The sequence below is a fragment of the uncultured Phascolarctobacterium sp. genome, assembly GCF_958349595.1.
GTDB lineage: Bacteria > Bacillota > Negativicutes > Acidaminococcales > Acidaminococcaceae > Phascolarctobacterium.
Map to the genome: position 1 here is coordinate 1 of NZ_CATWDQ010000009.1, position 20,031 is coordinate 20,031.

Genomic DNA, 20,031 nt, shown 5'->3' on the forward strand with positions numbered 1-20,031 from the left:
CTACGATTGGAGGCTTTTTTATTCAATGTCCATTTTCTTTGGTTCTAAGCACAGGGGCAGCTTGGGGTTTAAATACAGATATATGATACAGACAGTTTTTACTTTAACAGAGCAATTTTATACAATGCAGCCGTAATGGTTTAGCTTATTATTGAAGTGGGCGGTGATTTGCCTGCCAAAAAATACCTTATAAGGAGTGTTTACAATGGAATTCCAGAAACTTTTTGAAAAATTCAATCTTGAGGGTCATTTGCTTTTGTCCGATACCGATGTCGCTTTTAAAGAAATTCCGTGGTCAAAACATCCGGTATTTGCCGGGGTGGAGTTAAAACATATTCTTACGGCGCAGCAGAGTGGCGGCGATTTCAGCTTTCATCTGGTACGCATTGCCCCCGGCTGTAAAATTGGCGGCCATGTGCATGAAAAGCAGCTGGAGACCCATGAAGTGCTCGCCGGGAAGGGCGTGTGTATCAATAACGGTACAGAATTAAAGTATGAGCCGGGCATTATTTCGATTTTTCCGGCCGGAGTGCCGCATGAAGTGCTTGCCGGGTCTGAAGGTCTGTATTTGTTTGCCAAGTTTATGCCGGCACTTTGTTAACAAGCAGTAGTTGCTAGAGCCTATGGCATGAGTTTTTATAGTCGGTAGGCGTTAAGCCTGTATATTTTTCAAAGTGTTTGATAAAGTGGCTTTGATCGCAGAAACCGGCGGTCAGGGCTGCTTTTGTTATAGTGTCAGCACTGCTGAGCAGACGCTGTGCTTTGCGAATACGGTTTTGCAGCTGAAACTGGTGCGGTGTCAGTCCTACGGCCCTTTTGAAGCAGCGGATCAAATGATATTTGCTGGTGCAGGCTGCCTGAGCCATGTCGTTGATGCTGAATTTATTTTCAGGAGCCCTTTCCAGGCGTTGTTTTAAATTATTGATGAACTGGTCACCGGTGTTGTGACGGAAAAGTTCTGCTTTGCCGCTAAGTGAGTCAAGGCAGTCTGTCAGTTGGACGAGCTGCTGCCGGCTGAGCTCATTTGCAACAGCGGCGCTGCGAAGCGCTTTATTGACGCAGGCTTTAAGGATATGCATATCATAATTACAGCGGCAGAATAATTCTTCGTGAATGCACAGGCTCAAAAGTGTGTAACTGTCTGCTGCGTCAATACTGTGCGGCAGATAAGGGGGAATGATAAAGGTCTGGCCTTTACCGTAAATATGTGAAGTTTGCCCGATCGTGACCGAAAGAGAGCCTTTTATTACGAGGCCGATCGTAAAAACGGAAATATGGTTATGCAGTGGATAAGAGAGTGTAGAGTCGGTGCAGATGATCACTTCCAGAGCACGGTCGGCACAGGTCAGGTAACGGATATGATTTTTTCTGGGCACCTGGCTCACCTCTTTCCTGTTTGGGAAGATTATATCATAATTTTTATTATATTTCTTCCAAAATCTGCCCATCTGTGCTGATAGTGACGACCTGCCAGGGGATCAATCTGCCGCTTTGCTGCAGGGCAGTTTTGACAGCCTGCTCGATGCCGCCGCAGCAGGGGACTTCCATGCGGACGACGGTAACGCTTTTAATGTCATTTGCCAGCAGGATCTCGGTCAGTTTGCGGCTGTAATCTTCATTGTCCAGCTTGGGGCAGCCGATGAGTGTGATGTGGTTTTTGATGAATTTGCGGTGGAAGTCACCGTAAGCAAAGGCTGTACAGTCAGCGGCAATGAGAAGCCTGCTGTTTTGCAGATAAGCTGCATGGGGATTGACCAGTTTGATCTGGACAGGCCATTGCTGTAGCTGGCTGGTTTGAAATATCTCTGCTGGTGCAGAATGAGGCGGCTGCAGCTGCTGTGCCTGCGTACCTGGGCAGCCTACAGTTTTCTGACCGGTTTTGTTAGCTAAAACAGCCGCTTCGTCATAAGCTGCTGCTTCACGCACTTCAAAGCTTATAGCATCAGCAGGGCAAACTGGCAGGCAGTCCCCAAGTCCGTCGCAGTAATCGTCGCGCAGCAGTACTGCTTTGCCGTCTGCTATACCGATAGCCTGTTCGTGACAGGCCTGGACGCAGAGACCGCAGCCATTACATTTTTCCTGATCTATCGTGATTATTTTACGTAACATGATGAACCTCCTGTTGTTTTTCTGCTTTTATTATAGTACGATAAGCAAAGGAAAGCTGTTGTTTTTACAACGGAGGTAAAGAAGCTTGGATAAATATTTGCAGATCATAGCGTCGTCGTCTTTGTTTCACGGTATTGCCAAAACAGAGATCGCAGCGGTGCTGAAGCACTTGGACGCACAGCTGAAGGTCTATCCGCGGAACGGGTTTATCTGGCGGCTGGGTGAGCGGGTGACGACTGCCGGTTTTGTGGTAGCCGGTAGTGTGCATATCCTGCGCGAGGATTATTGGGGCCGGCAGAATATTCTGGCACAGCTGGGCTGCGGTCATCTGTTCGGCGAGGTGTATGCCTGTTTGCAGCAGGTGCCGCTGACTGTAAGCGTGGCAGCGCCTAATGGAGCTGCTGTGATTTTTCTGGATCTCAAACGGCTGTTGTCGGGGCCGTCGCGCAGTGAAGCCGAAAGCAGGCTGCTGCATAATCTGCTCCTGTTGATGGCGGAACGTAATTTCTTCCTGACTCAAAAAATGGAATATCTGACGAAGCGGACAACGAGGGAAAAACTGCTGGCGTATCTTTCGGAGCAGGCACGCCTGCAGCAGAGCAATAAGCTTGTTATACCCTTTAACAGGCAGCAGCTGGCAGATTTTCTGGCGGTAGACCGCAGCGCTATGTCCGGCGAGCTGAGCAAAATGCAGGCTGACGGACTGATCAGGTATCAAAAGAATAAGTTTGAGCTGTTATAAAAAAATAAAACCAGCTGCCTGATGCAGCTGGTTTTATTTTTATCTGTTGTTACATATAAAGGAATTGCAGGCAGGTAGCAAATAAAGCCGCCGTTAAAACCTTGATAACAGCGCCGATAATTGCTGCCGTCATAGCTTCACGTTCGGTAAGGTCGGTACAGCCGCTCCAGATAGCGGGGATTTGCCCGAAGATGACCTGCAGCGGGAAGCCGGAGGAAGCCAGGATATACGAGCCTACGACCAGCGGCGGCGCAATAGTGGCGGCAATTTCTTTCAGCTGGGCCATAGCCAGCGAACCGCCAACTAAAATCGAGACAGAGCCGGTTTCAGCTTCGATATTGAACGCATTGAGCATGGCGGTGATGCCGGCCTGGATACTGCTCCAAAGACCGAAATGATCCAGCGCGCCAATAGCGGCAAAGACAACGGCGCAGGAGGGGATGATGAGCAGAAACAGCAGCTCGGCCCCTTCTTTGGCCGCATTGAAGATGGTCGGCAGAAAGCCTGTTTCCGGAGTGAATTTAGGCAGCTCGTCAATGGAAACGGCCTTAGTATCACGCCAGATAGTGAGCCGCAGCAGCAGCGGCGTCAGCAGTACCGGCAGGAAGATCGCCAGGAAGACGACGACCCAGACGGAAACCTTAGCGGCGTTCAAAGCTATCAGACCAAAGACAAAGATCGCGAAGGAGGACTGCGACTGCATCATCGTCGCAATGGCTATCTTCTGTTCATCTTTGGTAGCGTTGGATTTTTTGAGGATCGGGCCGCCGATACGGCCGGCTGCGTTGACGTCGCCAAGGATATTATAAACAGACGGCACGGCAACGGCTGCGTTGACACCGATGACTTTCATCAACGGCACAAAAATACGCATCAGAGCATCAGTAAAGCCCAAACGCTCCAAAAGACGGCCCATGGTGACGCTGATAATGATCGCGATACCGATAGAGCCGGTGATATAGACTTTGATGATAATAGGGGCAGCGTGATTGAACATGTTGTTGAACAGGTTCCCGATGCCGCCGGGATTGACTACCAGCATCAAAAAGGAAAAGGCAACTAAAAACAGACCCACGTATTCGATCAATTCGATCTTTCTTTTTCCACCATTCATCATAAACCCCTCCGTTATTCTGTTTTCGGCTTAGGCAGATAGTTGCGGGCCATTGTTTCGCCGTAGTTTTCGATATGAGTGCAGCCGCAGTGATCCAAAGGCAGGCTTACCATGCGTTCGCGGAAGATATGGATGTCCAGCTCGGGCAGTTGGAGACGCAGGGCCCAGGCCAGCGGGATACCGTTTTCTAAAATCTCCAGCGCATGGGAATTACCGGCGATCAGATTCAGGCCCAGCTCTTCGGCTTTTTTGACCAGCGGGTCGCCGGGCAGCGGGCGGCTGATAGTGCAGACGACTGTGTTGGCTTCGGGATATTCGGCGTAGGCTTTTTCCAGGTCTTCGGCCGAGAAACCTGTATGCGGGAAGACGGTGATAGTTTTACCCAGTTTGTTTTCCGGCTTGCCAACATAAATTTTGGCGCGGGCCGCGATCGAGGTTTCATGGATCTCGGTGCAGCCGCGGATCTGACGTTCAGAGGTGAGCACACGGGACTCGATATCAGTGCCCATGATCGTGTCGATACGGTTGAGCAGGTCGCCCAGCGTCTCTACTTCCGGCAGGGCGTTGCCGTACCAGACGATTTTACCGGGCACGCCGCCGAAACGGATATTGACGTGCTTGGCGCAGCTGCCATGGATCCAGGCAATACCGGGATGAAGGCCGTGAAAGGCTTCGTGCAGCTCGAACACTGCTAGATGATACAGATTAAAGTAGTTTCTGGCAGTCACGCCGCCGGTGTTGGAGCCTTCGGCAATGGGATGATGGGCGATCAGGCAGTCGACGCCGGTCGCACCGGCCAGTTCGATAGCGCTTTCAGTAAGCGTCATCATGACTGCTACTTTTTTGACGGGCATATCGGGGTCGCCCCAAACAAGTCCCGGAAGCTCGGTAACTGCTTTACCTGGGATACCGGAGGTCTTGGTCACGACGAAGGGATTGCCGCCGCCGTAGCTGAAGGAGTCGGTAATGACGCGTCCACCGGTGATGGTATCGAGGGCTTTGAGGATGTCACGTACAGTTGCCATCGGATTATCACATCTTTCTTATAATTTTGCAAAAATGTCGGTACAGCCAGCCGCTGCAACACGCGCTTTGATCGCGTCGTTGTCGGTGCTGTAAAGATTTTTGGCCTGCATCCGTTCAAAATAGACAGAGCCGGAGAAGGTGTATTTTTTATTGCGGGTTTCGACATCCAGCATTTGTTTGACAACGTAGCCGATAAATTCGCCGATAGCGGTACTTTCAGGCAGGATAACAGGTTCCAGGACGTTAGCTGCGCGGGCGGCGTTGTGGCCGGCAAGCGAACCGCTGACAATGGCTTCGGTGTGACCTACCATAGCGCCTGCCCTCTCGCCGCCGCAGAACAGATTGTCTTTGCCGTCGGCTTTCAGAGCAGCGTCGACGTGGGCAAAGTTGAAATAACGCATGGAGTTGCCCTTACCGCCGGACAGGGGATCTTCAAAACGGGCCCGTTCAAAGCCGGGGATCATACGCAATTCTTCCAGTGGGTAGTAGGGCGTCATCAGTTTGGCTGAGCCTGTGTCCAGCAGAACTATATTATCGGCGTAAGCGTCGAGAGCATATTGCTGGCAGGCTTTCATAGCCAGTTTTTCTTTATGTTTTTTGATTTCTTCCGGGATCGGCACGACGCAGCAGCCGGTTTTTTCCAGCTCGGCGACGATTTCCGGCGCCAGCGATTCTTTGAACAGCTTGCAGGAACCGCTCATGGCACCAAGACCGGTCGGTTTTTCTGCGGTCCATTCTTCAACGCCGGACTGGGTGGTGACGCTGACGCGGGGGCCGAAACTGTGACAGCGCAGGATGCACATGGCGCAGCCGTTGCCGTGTTTGTTACAGTTGAGCGGCATGGCTGAGGACCCGCTGACATCGACGAAAGCGTCGGCAGTGAGCCGCAGGCCGCTTTTGGTAGTCACAGCGATGATCCTGCTGCCTTCATAGTCGGTCTTGACCGCCGGGTCTGCCATCAGCAGTTGGATGCCGCGGCTAAGGAGCAGCTGTTTGGCAGCCGGTTCGATTTTATAGATATTATACAGGGTTGCGTGTTTATGACCGGGAAATTCCATGTTTTTGTGAGTTGCAACGGATTCCATAACTGCAAACAGGTCGCCTGCGCCCATGGCGATGCATTCTTCGGCAGCAGTATAGCGTCCGTTATTGCGGAAAATACCGCCGACCAGACCAGTGCCTAAAAGCATATCGGTACGTTCGAGCAGAGTTACGTCAGCGCCGGCTTTAGCAGCCGTGAGAGCAGCGGCACAGCCGGCCCAGCCGCCGCCGATAACGACGATTTTTTTCTTGGTCATCCTGATTCCTCCAAACGGGGTAAATTTTTATTTAATTATACCCCTTTAGTATAACAAATTAACAATTAAAGAGTAAAGTACATAAATTATGTATACACATAAAAAATGCAGGCTATACTGCCACAGCAGGTTGTGGTACAATAAACGCATAAAAACAGTTTTGGCTGGTGGAGGGATCAAGGTGACCAAGTATAAGAAAAATGGTAAAAAACTGGGAGTGCTGGGTGGCATGGGACCGGCGGCAGCGGCAGAATTTCTGCGTCAGCTGGCTGCCAGATGCCCGGCGGCAACGGACCAGGAGCACCCGGTGGTATATATGATCGGTGATTGCGAGATACCTGACCGCAGTACGGCGATCTTCGGTAAGGGTGAAAGCCCGGCACCGGTACTGCAGGCGCGCTTGCAGCAGTTGTGCGCTATGGGTGCCGATATTCTGGCGGTGCCCTGTAATACGGCCCATTATTTTATTGACGATTTCCGGGATGATCTGCCCAGGCCCCTGGTGCATATCATTGAAGAAACTGTACTGGCGGCGCGGCGCCTTAATCCTGACGGTGCCTGGATGCTGTCGACCCACGGTACCCGTGCCAGCGGCCTGTATCAGAAATATGCTGATAAGCATGGTTATACCTTATATCTGCCCAATGATGAACAGGCGGAAAAAGCGCAGCAGGCGATCCTGCACGTCAAAGCCGGTGAGCTGGCTCTGGCTGGCGCAGTGACTAAAGAGCTGGTAGAGGAGCTGTGGCATGCAGGGGATCTTCCCGTGATGACGGCCTGTACGGAGCTTCCTTTGGGTTATGCGGCCTCGGGACTGCCGCTGGAACGTGAAGTTTCCAGTATTGGTGCTTTGGTCGATGCCTGTATCGGGCTGCTGTATGACGAAGTAAAATAGGCATAAAACAAGGACTATCTCATTGAGATAGTCCTTGTTTTTTTACCAGCGCCGGCTGGAGCCGCCTCCGCCTCCGGAACCGCCACCGAAGCCACCGCCTCCTCCGCCACCACGTCCGCCGCCGCGCAAAAGCGCAAGCAGGATGAACTGGGTAATGATACCGCCGAAGAACATATGGTCAACGATGATGAGTACGATCAGGCCGACTGCGATCAGGGCCTTCATCCAGCCCGGCATCGGCGTATCGCCTGTGCCCTGCCCGGCGCCGCCGCTATAACGTACGCCTTCCAGCTTGACGTTATAGCTTTTGGCTACCGTGGTGGCAACAGTCAGATAGCCCTGCACAATGCCTTTTTCATATTGGCCCTGTTTAAAATAGGGCAGCATCTGCTGGTCCTGGATCCGTCCGGTCAGGCCGTCAGGCAGTACGCCTTCCAATCCGTAACCAACTTCGATACGTGATTGTCGGTCATCGACAGCGACTAAGATCAGCGCGCCGTTATTTTTTTCTTTATTGCCAAGACCCCATTGTCGCAGCAGAGTCAGTCCATATTCGTCAATGGGCTGGCCGTCCAGCGTTTTGACCGTTACGACAGCGACCTGGGCGGTCGTTTTATTGTCCAGATCCTGACCGATCCCATTGAGGGCCTGACGGGTCTGCGGTGACAAAACACCTGCGTAATCCTGTACATAGATACCGGACGCTGTGCTTGGTTTAGGTGGTACCTGGATCGCTGCTTCCGCACCGAGGGCAAAGAACGTCTGGAGCAGAAGCATTATAAGGACGAGCCAACGTTTCATGATCAGTAAGCTCCGTTATCGCTTAAAATTGTACTTGCGGAACAGTTTTAGCGCTTTCATCAGCTTTAAAGTAATCGCGGGCGTCAAAGCCGAACATGCCTGCATAAAGGACGGTCGGGAAGGATTTGATCTTAGCGTTGAAACCCTGTACGGCATTGTTGTAATCCATACGGGCTACGGCAATACGGTTTTCTGTGCCGGCCAGTTCGTCTTGCAGCTGTAGGAAGTTGGTGTTGGCCTTCAGATCAGGATAATTTTCCGCGATCATCAACAGGCGGGAAAGAGCGCTGCTCAATTCGCCGTTGGCCTGGCTGGTTTCGGCAACAGTTTTGGCGCCGCCCAATTTAGCACGGGCATCGGATACGGCTTTAAAAACGTCACTTTCGTGAGTAGCGTAGCCTTTAACGGTGTTGACCAGATTGGGTATCAGGTCGTTGCGGCGCTGCAGCTGGTTTTCTACCTGCGACCATTTGCCGTTGACGTCTTCGTTCATGGTGACCAGGCTGTTATAGCCGCTCATAATAATACCGACGAAAATAACAACGACGGCGATAATAATCATTAAAGTTTTGTTCATTTTTTATTCTGCCTCCAAAGATTTTTTTCTTAATACTTATCTTTCATTGTAACTAAAGCAGGGGCTGCTGTCAAATGGCGCAGTGCCTGAAAATGTAAAATATCTGTGTTATAATGTAAGCAATAAACAGGAAAAGGGCGGTGTTGACGTGGGTGCACTTGACGGTATCAGAGTTCTGGATTTGTCGCGGCTTTTGCCGGGACCGTATTGCAGTATGATTTTAGCTGATTTTGGCGCAGAAGTCATCAAGATCGAAGAACCGGGACGCGGCGACTATTCGCGCAGTTTCCCGCCGTTCCAAAACGGTTTTGGTTACTGGCATTTGCAGCTGAACCGTAATAAAAAAAGTGTGGTGCTGGATCTGAAAAGTGCTGCCGGCAAAGCAGCCTTTTTGAAATTGGCGCAGACAGCGGACGTAGTGCTGGAAAGCTACCGGCCAGGCGTGTTAAAACGCCTGGGCATTGATTATGAAACCGTGAGCAGGTTGAATTCGAAAATCGTTTACTGTGCGATCACCGGCTATGGCAAGCAGGGACCGTTGGTCAGGCAGGCTGATCACGATCTTGGTTATGTCAGTCTGGCCGGTATCACCTCGATGAGCGGCGAGCCCGGAGGCAGACCGGCGATACCGGGCATCCTGATGGCGGATATGAATGCGGCGCTGATGGCCGGTATGAGTATTATGATGGCTGTGCGCCATGCTGAGCAGACAGGACAGGGGCAGGAGATCGACATTTCACTTTATAATACGGCTTTGACGCTGATGCCGGGAGCGGCCAGCCTGTATTTTGGCAGCGGTTTTGTAGCCGAACGCGGTAATAACTGGCTGACCGGCGCCTATGCCAATTATAATATCTACGAAACGCAGGATGGGCGTTATGTTTCCGTCGGCTGTCTGGAGAAAAAATTCTGGAGCAACCTTTGCCGGGCTTTGGACCGGGCCAATCTGATCGATGCTCTGGATGATGAAACGCAGCACGGGCTGGTCAAAAGCGAGCTGACAAAGATTTTTAAGACTAAGACCATGCAGGAGTGGACTGCCTGTTTACAAGGTAAGGATACCTGCGTAACGCCGGTGCTGAATTTTGATGAAGCATTGGCGGCCGAACAGACGCTGGCTAACTCAATGGTGCTGACAGTAGAGGATGAGGAGATCGGTACTTACAAGCAGATGGGCTTTGCTATGAAAATGTCGGCAACGCCGGGAGCCTTGCAAAAACGGGCACCCAAGCTGGGCGAGGATACGGAAACTGTTTTACGCGGCTGCGGTTTGAGTGAGACTGAGCTGCAGGCGCTGCTGGCAAAAGCATAAAGACATAATAAAGGACCCGCATCGGACAGGTGCGGGTCCTTTTTGGGGGATGGCTCAGTGAACTTGGTATTTAAGTTCTTTTTCCATCAGAGCGCCATTTTCAGGGTTGAATTTCATTTCGCCGCGTAATTCGGGTGTGTAAAATTTCAACTCATATTCGTAAAGGCCATCGTCGCTGTCAAGTTTTACTTTTGTGAAGGTCGCGTTGGGGAACTCTTTGCGAACGAGGTCCTGAACGTCAGCGGCAGAGAGTACTACTTTAGGGCTGCCGAGAACTGTTTGGGCATCCATTTTGAATTCTTTCACAGCGCCGCCGTTTTTGAGTACTTCTACTTCATATTCGGTGTTGGTAGCGTTGTCATAGAATTTTACTTCATAATAAGATGCGTATTTGTGGCTTTCGTCTTTGGTCACCAGATGCGTGCTGCCGGCAGGTACCCATTGGGCAGCAATGCTGCGGGCCTGATCGGCACTGATGAACTCAGCGGCAAAAGCGGTTGCGGTGATTGCTAATGTACAGATAGCAGCGGCGATGAACGCCAGAAATTTTTTAGTCATTTTCTTTACCTCCTTGCGCCGTTTTTACTGCGGCGTTTTCTTTGTCTTTATTATAACGCGGAAAGATTAAAAGAAGATTAAAAGAAACTTTAATAAAAATTTATTTTATAAACTTATTATGGAACGGCTATTTTGACTATTTTTGTTGTACAATCTTATTATAGAAACTTGTAGAAAACAGCAGTTGTTTATTGAAGCGGCAGAAAGCGGGAAAGCTGAGGAATTTTTATGGCACAGGAAGCAGCGTGGCAAAAGCAGACGGCATTATTTCTGATCAGTCAGAATATATCTATTTTTGGCTCGTCGGTAGTGGGATTTGCCATTGTCTGGTATATCACAGTCAATACTGTGTCCGGTTTTTGGATCACTGTTGCGACCCTGGCAACGCTGATCCCTCAGGTAGTCGTTTCCCTGTGGGCCGGCGTTTTCGCTGACCGCTACAGTAAAAAACTGATCATCATGCTGGCGGACGGGTTTACGGCGCTGGCGACATTGCTGGCCTTTGCAGCGTTTGCGTTTGGCTATGAAAGCCTGACGTTTTTGATTTTTGTCGCCTGTCTGCGTTCTATCGGCAGTGGCTTCCAAAGTCCTGCCGTCAGTGCGCTGTATCCGGAACTGGTGCCGCCGGAACAGCTGGTAAGAGTTAACGGTATCAATCAGATGGCCAACAATGTACTGCTGCTGATCGCGCCGGCAGTAGGCGGAGCGATTTTAGGCACGTTCGGGATGAAGTGGGCTTTTTTGGTCGATGTGCTGACGGCAGCCGTCGCCATCATTATTATGCTGCGTCTGCAGGTAACTAGAACGGTTGTCAATCAAAGCAGAAGACCAGTGCTGGTAGAATTGCGCGAAGGTGTGCGTTATACCTGGTCGCAGCCGCTGCTGCGGGTCATGCTGGTTTGTTACGCGGTGACCTTTATTCTGATCACACCGGCAGCTTTTTTGACACCGCTGATGGTAGTGCGGACTTTTGGCAGCGAGGTTTGGAAGCTGACAGCTAACGAAATGGTATGGGCGCTGGGCTCGTTTTTAGGCGGCTTATTTGTCGCCTGGAAAGGCGATTTTAAAAATAAGATCACGGCGATAGCGGTCTCGTTGGCAGTGTTTGGCTGCACATTTGCCCTGATGGGCCTGTCGAAGGTTTTCTGGCTCTATCTGCTGTTTGACTGCATCTGCGGCTTATTCGTGCCGGTTTTTATTACGGCTGAAACGGTTTTGATCCAGACCCATACGGAGCCCGGTTATCTGGGACGTGTTTTTGCGTTGCTGCAATTTGTTTCGCAGGGCATGATGCCGGTGGCTATTCTCGGCTTTGGACCTTTGGGGGATTTTATCAAAATAGAATATATCATGATTGTCTGCGGCCTGTTGCTGCTGGGTTGGGGCCTGTGCTTTAAAAGGGCTGCCGAACAGGCACAGCGTTACAGGGGTTGAGTTGTTTTAGAACGTCTGCTGTCTGTGCTATAATAAAAATAATTAAAGGAGGTTGCGCTTATGCGGCTTTTATTCGTGGAAGATGAGCCTGATCTGCGTGAGGTGCTGAAAAAGCAGCTGCAGAGCAGCGGCTACAGTGTAGATGCCTGCGGTGATGGTCTGGAAGCATTGGATTATATGCATATGACATCTTATGACGCCATTATTTTAGATATTATGCTGCCGGGACTGGATGGGCTATCGGTGCTGCAGAAAATGCGTACTGCCGGCGATAAAACACCGGTGCTGCTGCTGACTGCCCGCGGCAGTGTCGAGGATCGCGTTGCCGGGCTTGATCTGGGAGCAGACGACTATTTAGTCAAACCCTTTGCCTTTGACGAATTGGTGGCGCGCTTGCGGGTACTGCTACGGCGTAGCAGCGGGCAGGTTTCGAACGTATTGCGGTGCGGCGATCTGGAAATGGATCTGAGCAGTCGCAGCGTCAGCAGAAATGGATGCGAGCTGCAGCTTTCCGCTAAAGAGTTTGCCGTGCTGGAATATTTACTGCGTAACCAGGGCGTAGTTTTAACACGGGAAACGATCGAAAATCATGTCTGGGATTATGATTTTGAAGGCGGGTCCAACGTGGTAGATGTATATATACGGTATCTGCGGAAAAAAGTAGATGACGGCTTTGAGAAAAAACTGATCCAGACAGTACGCGGCGCCGGTTATGTGCTGAAGGAGACTTTATGAAAAAGCTGTCGGTAAAAATGAAAATAACCCTGTGGTATACAGGGCTGATCGTAATAATTTTAGGGGCTATTTTTGCGGCCGTCCTGCTGGCGACAGATAAGGTTTTACTGTTGGGCGTGCAGAACAAGCTGGAAGAAGAAGTTTATGATTTTGCGGAAGAACTGAAAATAGACAATGCTGGCCGTCTGCGCCTGGAGAAGCTTGATTTTTTAAAGGACGGCGTCCGGCTTGCCGTATACTACGAAAACGGGCAGATGATCACAGGTCTGGTGGCCAGCGATCTGCCGGCAACGCCTTTTGCCGACGAGCTGCTGCAGAAGGCTGGTAATGGGCAGCAAAACTGGTTTGTTTATGATTTTTATTTCAAACCGCGCCATGCGGAAAATTTTTACTGGGTACGTGGCACGGTGCCGCTTAGCTCGGCCTATGCGGAACGCGATAAGATTTTGTGGCAGTGCGCGCTGTTTTTCCCATTGCTGATTTTATTGGCGGCCCTGGGTGGTTACTGGATCACCAAAAAAGCTTTTCGTCCGGTAACACGGATCACAGAAGCTGCGGCTCAGATCAGCAGCGGGAGCGATCTTTCCAAACGGATCGAACTGGAAGGTGCTGACGATGAAATCGATACGCTGGCAAAAACCTTTGACGGAATGTTTGCCAGATTAGAAGCGGCCTTTGAAGCAGAACGGCAGTTTACTGACGACGCTTCGCATGAATTGAGAACGCCGACCTCAGTGATCATAGCACAGGCTGAATGCGGGCTGCAGCAGCCTGACTCCGAGAGTAAACAGCAGGCGCTGCAGGGTGTGCTGCAGCAGGCCAGAAAAATGTCGAAACTGGTCAACCAGCTCTTGCAGCTAGCCAGAGCGGACCGGCATCAGGCAAGCCTGGATCTGGAAGTGTTCGATTTAAGCGAATTGACAGAGATCGTGGCGGAAGAAGCTAAGGGACTGGCGGCAGCCAAAGCGATCACGCTGACGGCAGAGATCGAGCCGGCAGTTATGGTTCAAGCTGATCAAACATTGCTGATGCGGATCTGGCTCAATCTGCTGACTAATGCGGTCAAGTATGGCAGGCAGCAGGGACAGATCTGGCTTACTTTAACAAGCGACGGTCAAAATGCCATTGGTACTGTCAGTGACGATGGTATTGGTATCAGTGCTGATGAACTGTCAAAAATCTGGAAACGCTTTTACAGGGTCAATACTGCCCGCAGCGGCGGGGCAGACAGCGGCACAGGCCTGGGACTGGCAATGGTAAAGTGGATGGTTGAAAGCCACGGCGGGACGGTCAGCGTCGTCAGTGAACTGGGCGTAGGCAGCAGCTTCAGTTTTACGATACCTCTGCGTCCTTTAGAAAAATAAACAGCGCAACAAAAAAGCTCACTTCGTAAGAAGTGAGCTTTAATTTCTGGTGGCCCCGGCAGGATTCGAACCTGCGACCTTTTGATTCGTAGTCAAACGCTCTATCCAACTGAGCTACGGAGTCATTGAGGTTACCTAAATCTTTAGGCAACGATAATATTATATCTGATTGCAGTGTTGTTGTCAACATCTTTTAAGAAAATTACTGACACCATTTTTGCAGCATGGTCTGAAATTGTTCTAAATTGACCGGCTTGCTGAGATGTTCGTTCATTCCTGCCTGCAGTGTGGCTGCAATATCTTCAGGAAAGGCGTTTGCCGTCATCGCGATGATAGGGACAGTCTGGGCGTCTTGGCAGGGCAGCGCCCGGATCGCTTTAGCGGCCTCCAGGCCGTTCATGACAGGCATTTGGATATCCATCAAAATCAGGTTATAGGTGCCTGGCGGTGTGGCTTTAAATTTATCCAGTGCTTCCAGACCGTTTTTTGCAGTAGTGATCTCCAAACCGGCATACTTTAATAATTCTACGGCTATTTCCAGATTGAGTTCATTATCCTCTGCCAGCAAAACCCGTTTTCCCTGGAAAGCCAGCTCCTGCAGTTTATCAATGCTGGCTGTCTGCATCAGAGATTTGCTGCGGCCTGCCTCCTGCTCGCGTGGCTGTAAATAAACGATGGCTTTAAAAGCAGAACCTTCGCCTAAAACACTTTGGACTTCGATAGTACCGTTCATCATGCGGGCGATGTTGAGAGCAATCGTCATACCCAGACCAGTTCCTTCTATTTCGCTGGTGCGCGAGTCGGAAGCGCGGGCAAATGGCTCAAAAATTTTTGCTGTAAATTCCGGCGTCATACCGATACCGTTATCTGTAATGATAAATTCATAACCGATGGTATCGTGAAGCCGGACGTGGGTTTCACGCACTTCCAAAGAGATATGGCCATGGAAAGGCGTGTATTTGATAGCATTGGCTAAAATATTGAGCAGCAGTTGTTTCAAGCGCAGCTTGTCACCCAGAACGTTGACACAAAGCGCAGGCGCTATATTCATAGTAAAAGTATGCTTTTTGTTTAAAAGCTGCGGATTGACCAGATCAAGCAGCTCCTCCAGCATCTCTTTGAGAGAAAAATCTTCATTTAGAAGATTGAGCTTGCCGCTTTCAATTTTGGACATATCAAGCACTTCATTGATCAAGGTCAAAAGATGATTGCTGGCAGTAGTTATTTTGGCAAGGCAATCCTGGAGCCGTGCTTTGTCTTCCAGATTTTTGCCGGCAATGGCAGTCATCCCTATAATGGCGTTCATAGGGGTACGTATATCATGGCTCATGCGCGAAAGGAATTCATTTTTAGCCATATTGGAAGCCTGGGCAGCATTAAAGGCTTCCTGCAAAGCCTGTTGTTCCCGCAGCTCTTTCAATTTATCCTCATGGATATCGCGCAGAGTAAGAATGATCTGGTGGTAACCGTCGCTTTGCGCTAATAAAGTCGAATTGAAGGCTGTCCAGCGATATTCTGTGCTGCAAAGGCTGCTGCGGCATTCCATGGCAAAGTCAATATGCCGGTCCTGTTTTTGACGGCGCAGGCCGCTTAGAGAGAAATGCTCTAAAATTTTTGTGCTGTCATCAGGATGAAAATGGCTGCGGATCAGCGGTTCGATGTCATAACTCCCGTTTGTACGGTATTGCGCGAACGCTGAGCAGTCTGTTTCCGGCAGACGCAGAGGAATGCCGGAGCCGTCTTCAAGGTTGACCAGATAGATGAAATAATAATTAGAATTGATGCTGGAAAGCAGATCATAATATTGCTGTCGGGTGCGGCGTTCGTGATCCAGCTCGCTCTGGCGGGCTTCCTCATCTTTTGTTATATCCAGGTAAATACTGTTGATAATAGTTTTGCCTTCCGGCGTCTTTGTTTTCCGGCCGCTGTCTATGATCCATTTCAGGCTGTCATCTTTGCAGGGGACGCGGTATTTCGTTGAGTAGGTAGGATTGCCGTCTTTAAAACATTCTTTACAATCAGCCAGCGCCTTAGGCAGATCCGGCGGATAAACAAGCCCTGTGGCGTTATTGCCGGTAAATTGCCGGAACTCTTCCATAGAATAGCCAAACATGCCGGGCAGCTCTTCGCTGATATAAGCGTAAGAATAGGTAGCGTCGTCATTGCTGCATTTGACGCCGCCATTGACGGACTGCAGTACGACTTCCATTTGCTGCTGTTTCTGCTGGAGCTGTTCTTTGGCTTTAGCAAGTTCTGCTTCCATATATCGATAGGTTTGTGAACCGACCTGAAAAGGAAAGTTTTCTGTGCCCTGCAGCTCCTGATATGGATGGGAAAGATTGACATACATATAACTGAAATCACTGCCCAGATCACGAATAATGATAGTGGCACGCTGGTGTGTTTGAACGAGCAATTGCTGGTCCTCTGCTGCTGTCAGATAATGACGTCCCTGAGCCAGATAGAGGGTTTCTGCCAACGGGATAACAGTCCATTCTTCATTTAACAGCCGGCAGGGAGGGATCTGACCATTTAAAGAAGCGATAAAATCGCGGGCTGCTTCAGGTGTATTATAATAATTATGCTCGGCGGCGCCGATGCCGATGAGCTGAGGATCAAGATGGCTGAGAATAAAAGGCAGATCCTGGTCACAAAGTAATTTATAGATATATTGATGGGCAAAATCTTTAATTGCCTTAATTTTTTCCTGTGATAAATTTACCATAGTACCCCTCCATCCATTTGCAAGTAAATCTTGAATTTTAAATATAGTATGTATTTATTATAACATTGTTTATTATCTTTTATTTAAAAATATTAAATAAAAGATAATGGGTAGGCTTGTGGGTGCGGTATTCTGGTTTAAAGGATTAGTTGATTATGGGCAAAATAAAAAACGCATTCCTTTTCGGAATGCGTCGATTGCCATGGTGGCCCCGGCAGGATTCGAACCTGCGACCTTTTGATTCGTGGGCAAGGGTTGCAGGATAAAATTTTGTGTTTAAAAGGCCCTAAAAACGCATTAATACAGCGGTGGAGTTATTATATTGCCGTTGATACTTGGTAATATCTGCGGTTTGCACTCAGTGCTGGTAATGCTGGGCGGTTTTAGTTATTTTTTAATAGATTTTATTTTAGCGGCTTCTTGTTCTAATTCCAGTAGATCTATGTGGTCAGCTTCCTTAGCTTCTACTGCCTTACGCCGTGCATCAAAGCTTTTATAAATCTTGTTAGCGTGCGCTATGGCCTGTTTATGTGAAACTTTACCATGTGCTTGTAATAAAGGAACATCATGATCAAGAAGAAGTTTATCTACACTGGCACGCCAAAATTCAAGCGTTAAATCTTTGCGCTTCTTTACCCTGAATTCAGCACTTTCTAAAAAGATGTTCACTAAACGATTTAATGAGTCTAACTCATCATGTAGGAGGTAGTTTTTAGCTGTGATAATATCTGATTTTCGAACTATGGAACCTTGCCATGAAGTTAAAGCCATATTGGGTTTATCAGCATTAGCACGTGTCATAATCAACTCTGCTGCAGTTTGCCCTGTAACGCCGTAGATAAGTTTATTTTGTGTTTCTGCAAAAAATAATTTAGTAGTGTTTTCGTTAGGGATATAATCGCTTGAAAGTGAGAAAAGATCACGCAACTTTTGATAGAATCGTTTTTCACTGGCACGAATATCGCGAATACGTTCCATTAATTCGTCAAAATAGTCGGGCCGTCCGTCAGGATTTTTTAGGCGTTCATCATCCATCACAAACCCTTTTAAAAGGTATTCTTTTAATGTACTGTTAGCCCACTGTCGAAATTGGGTGCCACGTGGTGAACGTATACGAAAGCCAATAGCTAAAATCATATCAAGATTATAATATTTAACATTATAATCTTTTTTATCAGTGGCAGTTGTCAAGTAATACTTGACAACTGAATTTTCAACAAGTTCACCTTCACTGAATATTTTATTGATATGTAAACTTATATTTTGTTTAGTTACATTAAATAAATCTGCTATTTGTGCTTGGGTCAGCCAAACAGTGTTATTATCTGCATAAAGGTTAATGCTGACTTTACCGTCTGCTGTATTGTATATAATAATATCAGCCATTTGTATAGTTCTCCTTCATCTAATTTTTGTCAAGATCAACATATATTAACCAACTTTGTTTTAATGGTAATATTTTTTCGTTCATGTGCTCAGTTCCTAAATCTTTATCAATATTATCTTACTCTGAAATCTTTAATCCGTAAATAAAAATCATAAGAAATTTGGTAAAACTACTTGCCGTCACGATAAAGTAACATAGCATGATATTCAACAGTGGAAAATTTTAGCCAGAGCAAATTTTGAAAAGATGGAATATAAAGTAAGAACTGATTGGTTTGTTGCGTTTAGGCTCATTGATAATCAGTTTAAGGCATTGAATAATGAAGAGTTTTTCAGGAATGCAAGTGTGGAAGATACAATAAAATATTTGCGCCAGTGTTTGAAAATTCCTAATGCTGAAAAACAAAAAATGGCAGATGTAAAGAAAATATTGGAAAAATATACTGCCTAAGATATCACATGAATAATAAAAAATATTTTAAACACAGAATATTTTATTTTGTTATTCTTTGTTAATGAACAATACTCAAAATCTTCCCCAAATATTCCCCATACCAAATTGACATTTGTTCCCCGGAAAACAAAAAAACACCGCAATTCCTTGCGGTGTCTGCATTCTAGTGGTGGCCCCGGCAGGATTCGAACCTGCGACCTTTTGATTCGTAGTTATTTTACCATATTTTTTTGAATGGCCTGACATCTAGCTTTAGCTGGAAAACGTTGATTTTACTGTATTTTTGCTTTTAATACAAGAGAACAGTTTAGAACCTAACAGTTTTCTTTGGATGTCAAAGTGGATGTCAAAAGATGTCAGATGTTAAAACGTTTTTCCGCGCTTTCAACAGCTTCGATGATACCATCTTGCATAGATGCGGAATTATGAACGTAGGTATCCATCGTAAAAGCGGCGCTGGCATGACCAAGGCGGAGCTGGATTTTTTTAGGACTCAAATTTCCTTCTGCCAAAACTGTAGCGTGAGTATGACGGAAACTATGCATACAAGTACGGTCTGGAAGATCAAGCTTTTTCCTGAGCTTGGTCATCATAGAAGTGATATAATCCGGACGTAATGGTTTAGATAAATCAGTGGGGCTTCTGAAAATATAATCTGATTCATTCCAGGGCAAGCCTGCTCTGAACAAATTTCTTCTCAAAATCTTTTTCCACTCAAGCAACTTTTCTATAGCGGTGTCGGATATAATAAGCTCCCTTTCTCCGTGCGGACTTTTGGTAGTACCTTCAAATAAGCCTTTTTCTTTGGTCCTTTTCAGGGATTTTTTTAACTTTAGTATTTTTTCATTTGGGAAAAATTTATTCCAGCGCAGGGCGCATAATTCACCGCGACGAGCACCGCAATCGAAACCCAAAAATAAAATGTAATACATTTGAGTATCTTTTACTGTATTCATCAAAGCAGTATATATTTCAGGGGTGAGCAGTGCTGCCGGTTTTGCTTTGGCTTTTGGTTTACGGACAAATTTACAGGGATTGTCGGTTATGACCTGCTCGAAGACAGCTTCGGAGAAAATAGAATTAAGAATAGTATAGGTGTACTCTTTTGTACGATCTCCTTTTATTTGCCTGAGAATATTTTTGATGTGAAAAACTTTTATTTCTGACATTTTTATTTTCTCTGGCAAATATGGTAAAATATGATTAGTAATAATGTTTTTATATGATTCTTCGGTGACTTCATTTATCTGTTTATATTCACGCTTGGTTTTTAGACATTCTAAATACCAATCTGAAAAAGTGGCATCCTGTAGAAAAAGAATTTGATTTTTAGCAGCCTGGAGAAGTTGTTTTTTTTCAAATTCTATTTCTGCTTCACTATATCCATAAACATATTTACGTTCTTTTTTACCGGTAAAGATGTTTTCCACATAAACGGATGATTGAAGTCGCCCATCTTTTCTTAATGTTGACATATGATCGCAGCTCCTTTCTTTATAAT

19 protein-coding genes, 1 tRNA gene and 1 pseudogene are annotated in these 20,031 nt (G+C 47.6%); 8 read left to right on the forward strand and 13 right to left on the reverse strand.

All coding sequences use genetic code 11. The annotated features are described in order from the left end of the window. The first annotated feature begins 205 nt into the window (after positions 1-205). Positions 206-601, forward strand: coding sequence for a cupin domain-containing protein (locus tag Q4G98_RS07640; RefSeq protein ID WP_298564296.1), 396 nt, complete (start codon positions 206-208; stop codon positions 599-601). A 13-nt stretch (positions 602-614) separates the two neighbouring features. On the opposite strand, the gene Q4G98_RS07645 is transcribed toward Q4G98_RS07640, so the two are convergent. Next, positions 615-1,376 carry an AraC family transcriptional regulator gene (locus tag Q4G98_RS07645; protein WP_298564298.1) on the reverse strand — a complete coding sequence of 254 codons (762 nt, stop codon included), beginning with the start codon at positions 1,374-1,376 and terminating at the stop codon, positions 615-617. Between the two features lie 46 nt (positions 1,377-1,422). Further along, the gene (locus Q4G98_RS07650) at positions 1,423-2,109 is read right to left on the reverse strand and encodes an ATP-binding protein (protein ID WP_177560291.1); all 687 of its coding nucleotides are present in this window, start codon (positions 2,107-2,109) and stop codon (positions 1,423-1,425) included. Between the two features lie 85 nt (positions 2,110-2,194). Between Q4G98_RS07650 and Q4G98_RS07655 the strand changes: the two genes are divergently transcribed. Further along, on the forward strand, positions 2,195-2,851 hold the full coding sequence (locus Q4G98_RS07655; RefSeq protein WP_293719481.1) for a Crp/Fnr family transcriptional regulator: 657 nt from the start codon (positions 2,195-2,197) through the stop codon (positions 2,849-2,851). A 49-nt stretch (positions 2,852-2,900) separates the two neighbouring features. On the opposite strand, the gene Q4G98_RS07660 is transcribed toward Q4G98_RS07655, so the two are convergent. The 4 genes and pseudogenes from Q4G98_RS07660 to Q4G98_RS07675 form a co-directional block, all read right to left on the reverse strand. Beyond that, positions 2,901-3,968 (reverse strand): hypothetical protein, encoded by a 1,068-nt coding sequence (locus tag Q4G98_RS07660; protein ID WP_177560294.1) that lies wholly within the window; start codon positions 3,966-3,968, stop codon positions 2,901-2,903. An 11-nt stretch (positions 3,969-3,979) separates the two neighbouring features. Beyond that, the gene (locus Q4G98_RS07665; protein WP_177560298.1) at positions 3,980-4,990 is read right to left on the reverse strand and encodes a Nif3-like dinuclear metal center hexameric protein; all 1,011 of its coding nucleotides are present in this window, start codon (positions 4,988-4,990) and stop codon (positions 3,980-3,982) included. Between the two features lie 18 nt (positions 4,991-5,008). After that, positions 5,009-5,692, reverse strand: coding sequence for an FAD-dependent oxidoreductase (locus Q4G98_RS07670; protein ID WP_366916990.1), 684 nt, complete (start codon positions 5,690-5,692; stop codon positions 5,009-5,011). After that, a pseudogene (locus Q4G98_RS07675) lies at positions 5,675-6,298 on the reverse strand (FAD-dependent oxidoreductase); the annotation flags it as partial. The gene Q4G98_RS07670 and the pseudogene Q4G98_RS07675, both read right to left, overlap by 18 nt. A gap of 172 nt (positions 6,299-6,470) precedes the next feature. Here Q4G98_RS07675 and Q4G98_RS07680 point away from each other — a divergent pair. Continuing rightward, positions 6,471-7,184: an aspartate/glutamate racemase family protein gene (locus tag Q4G98_RS07680; RefSeq protein ID WP_298564300.1), complete on the forward strand. Its 714-nt coding sequence runs from the start codon at positions 6,471-6,473 to the stop codon at positions 7,182-7,184. A 42-nt stretch (positions 7,185-7,226) separates the two neighbouring features. Here Q4G98_RS07680 and Q4G98_RS07685 read toward each other — a convergent pair whose 3' ends face one another. Together Q4G98_RS07685 and Q4G98_RS07690 are read right to left on the reverse strand one after the other, a co-directional pair. Then, positions 7,227-7,985, reverse strand: coding sequence for a YgcG family protein (locus Q4G98_RS07685; protein ID WP_298564302.1), 759 nt, complete (start codon positions 7,983-7,985; stop codon positions 7,227-7,229). 22 nt (positions 7,986-8,007) lie between these two features. Beyond that, positions 8,008-8,562: a LemA family protein gene (locus tag Q4G98_RS07690; protein WP_177559080.1), complete on the reverse strand. Its 555-nt coding sequence runs from the start codon at positions 8,560-8,562 to the stop codon at positions 8,008-8,010. A gap of 82 nt (positions 8,563-8,644) precedes the next feature. On the opposite strand from Q4G98_RS07690, the gene Q4G98_RS07695 reads away from it, so the two are divergent. Then, entirely contained in the window at positions 8,645-9,874 is a 1,230-nt protein-coding gene (locus tag Q4G98_RS07695; protein ID WP_298564303.1) for a CaiB/BaiF CoA-transferase family protein, read from the forward strand. A gap of 54 nt (positions 9,875-9,928) precedes the next feature. Here the strand turns inward: Q4G98_RS07695 and Q4G98_RS07700 are convergent, their stop codons facing one another. Next, complete coding sequence (locus Q4G98_RS07700; RefSeq protein WP_177559088.1) at positions 9,929-10,432, reverse strand: PepSY domain-containing protein; 504 nt, start codon at positions 10,430-10,432, stop codon at positions 9,929-9,931. A gap of 228 nt (positions 10,433-10,660) precedes the next feature. Here Q4G98_RS07700 and Q4G98_RS07705 point away from each other — a divergent pair, with 228 nt between their 5' ends. The 3 genes from Q4G98_RS07705 to Q4G98_RS07715 are packed head-to-tail and all read left to right on the forward strand — an operon-like array spanning position 10,661 to position 13,965. Next, entirely contained in the window at positions 10,661-11,866 is a 1,206-nt protein-coding gene (locus Q4G98_RS07705; protein ID WP_177559091.1) for an MFS transporter, read from the forward strand. 60 nt (positions 11,867-11,926) lie between these two features. Continuing rightward, positions 11,927-12,601: a response regulator transcription factor gene (locus Q4G98_RS07710; protein WP_298564304.1), complete on the forward strand. Its 675-nt coding sequence runs from the start codon at positions 11,927-11,929 to the stop codon at positions 12,599-12,601. Next, positions 12,598-13,965, forward strand: coding sequence for a HAMP domain-containing sensor histidine kinase (locus tag Q4G98_RS07715; protein WP_298564305.1), 1,368 nt, complete (start codon positions 12,598-12,600; stop codon positions 13,963-13,965). The genes Q4G98_RS07710 and Q4G98_RS07715 overlap by 4 nt, the downstream gene beginning before the upstream one ends. A gap of 47 nt (positions 13,966-14,012) precedes the next feature. Here the strand turns inward: Q4G98_RS07715 and Q4G98_RS07720 are convergent. The 3 genes from Q4G98_RS07720 to Q4G98_RS07730 form a co-directional block, all read right to left on the reverse strand. Next, a tRNA-Arg gene (locus tag Q4G98_RS07720) sits at positions 14,013-14,089 on the reverse strand. A 78-nt stretch (positions 14,090-14,167) separates the two neighbouring features. Continuing rightward, positions 14,168-16,690: a PAS domain-containing hybrid sensor histidine kinase/response regulator gene (locus tag Q4G98_RS07725; protein ID WP_298564412.1), complete on the reverse strand. Its 2,523-nt coding sequence runs from the start codon at positions 16,688-16,690 to the stop codon at positions 14,168-14,170. A 387-nt stretch (positions 16,691-17,077) separates the two neighbouring features. Further along, positions 17,078-18,076, reverse strand: a complete 999-nt coding sequence (locus Q4G98_RS07730; RefSeq protein WP_177561381.1) for a virulence RhuM family protein — start codon at positions 18,074-18,076, stop codon at positions 17,078-17,080. Between the two features lie 247 nt (positions 18,077-18,323). Between Q4G98_RS07730 and Q4G98_RS07735 the strand changes: the two genes are divergently transcribed. Continuing rightward, positions 18,324-18,527: a hypothetical protein gene (locus Q4G98_RS07735; protein ID WP_177561380.1), complete on the forward strand. Its 204-nt coding sequence runs from the start codon at positions 18,324-18,326 to the stop codon at positions 18,525-18,527. A 359-nt stretch (positions 18,528-18,886) separates the two neighbouring features. Here Q4G98_RS07735 and Q4G98_RS07740 read toward each other — a convergent pair whose 3' ends face one another. Continuing rightward, complete coding sequence (locus Q4G98_RS07740) at positions 18,887-20,005, reverse strand: site-specific integrase (RefSeq protein WP_298564306.1); 1,119 nt, start codon at positions 20,003-20,005, stop codon at positions 18,887-18,889. Positions 20,006-20,031: the final 26 nt, after the last annotated feature.

Coding starts and splice junctions, on each gene's coding strand:
- Q4G98_RS07640 (WP_298564296.1), top strand. CDS start 206: ATGGAATTCCAGAAACTTTTTGAAAAATTCAATCTTGAGGGTCATTTG.
- Q4G98_RS07650 (WP_177560291.1), bottom strand. CDS start 2,109: ATGTTACGTAAAATAATCACGATAGATCAGGAAAAATGTAATGGCTGC.
- Q4G98_RS07660 (WP_177560294.1), bottom strand. CDS start 3,968: ATGATGAATGGTGGAAAAAGAAAGATCGAATTGATCGAATACGTGGGT.
- Q4G98_RS07665 (WP_177560298.1), bottom strand. CDS start 4,990: ATGGCAACTGTACGTGACATCCTCAAAGCCCTCGATACCATCACCGGT.
- Q4G98_RS07670 (WP_366916990.1), bottom strand. CDS start 5,692: ATGAGCGGTTCCTGCAAGCTGTTCAAAGAATCGCTGGCGCCGGAAATC.
- Q4G98_RS07685 (WP_298564302.1), bottom strand. CDS start 7,985: ATGAAACGTTGGCTCGTCCTTATAATGCTTCTGCTCCAGACGTTCTTT.
- Q4G98_RS07690 (WP_177559080.1), bottom strand. CDS start 8,562: ATGAACAAAACTTTAATGATTATTATCGCCGTCGTTGTTATTTTCGTC.
- Q4G98_RS07700 (WP_177559088.1), bottom strand. CDS start 10,432: ATGACTAAAAAATTTCTGGCGTTCATCGCCGCTGCTATCTGTACATTA.
- Q4G98_RS07705 (WP_177559091.1), top strand. CDS start 10,661: ATGGCACAGGAAGCAGCGTGGCAAAAGCAGACGGCATTATTTCTGATC.
- Q4G98_RS07710 (WP_298564304.1), top strand. CDS start 11,927: ATGCGGCTTTTATTCGTGGAAGATGAGCCTGATCTGCGTGAGGTGCTG.
- Q4G98_RS07715 (WP_298564305.1), top strand. CDS start 12,598: ATGAAAAAGCTGTCGGTAAAAATGAAAATAACCCTGTGGTATACAGGG.
- Q4G98_RS07725 (WP_298564412.1), bottom strand. CDS start 16,690: ATGGTAAATTTATCACAGGAAAAAATTAAGGCAATTAAAGATTTTGCC.
- Q4G98_RS07730 (WP_177561381.1), bottom strand. CDS start 18,076: ATGGCTGATATTATTATATACAATACAGCAGACGGTAAAGTCAGCATT.
- Q4G98_RS07735 (WP_177561380.1), top strand. CDS start 18,324: ATGGAATATAAAGTAAGAACTGATTGGTTTGTTGCGTTTAGGCTCATT.
- Q4G98_RS07740 (WP_298564306.1), bottom strand. CDS start 20,005: ATGTCAACATTAAGAAAAGATGGGCGACTTCAATCATCCGTTTATGTG.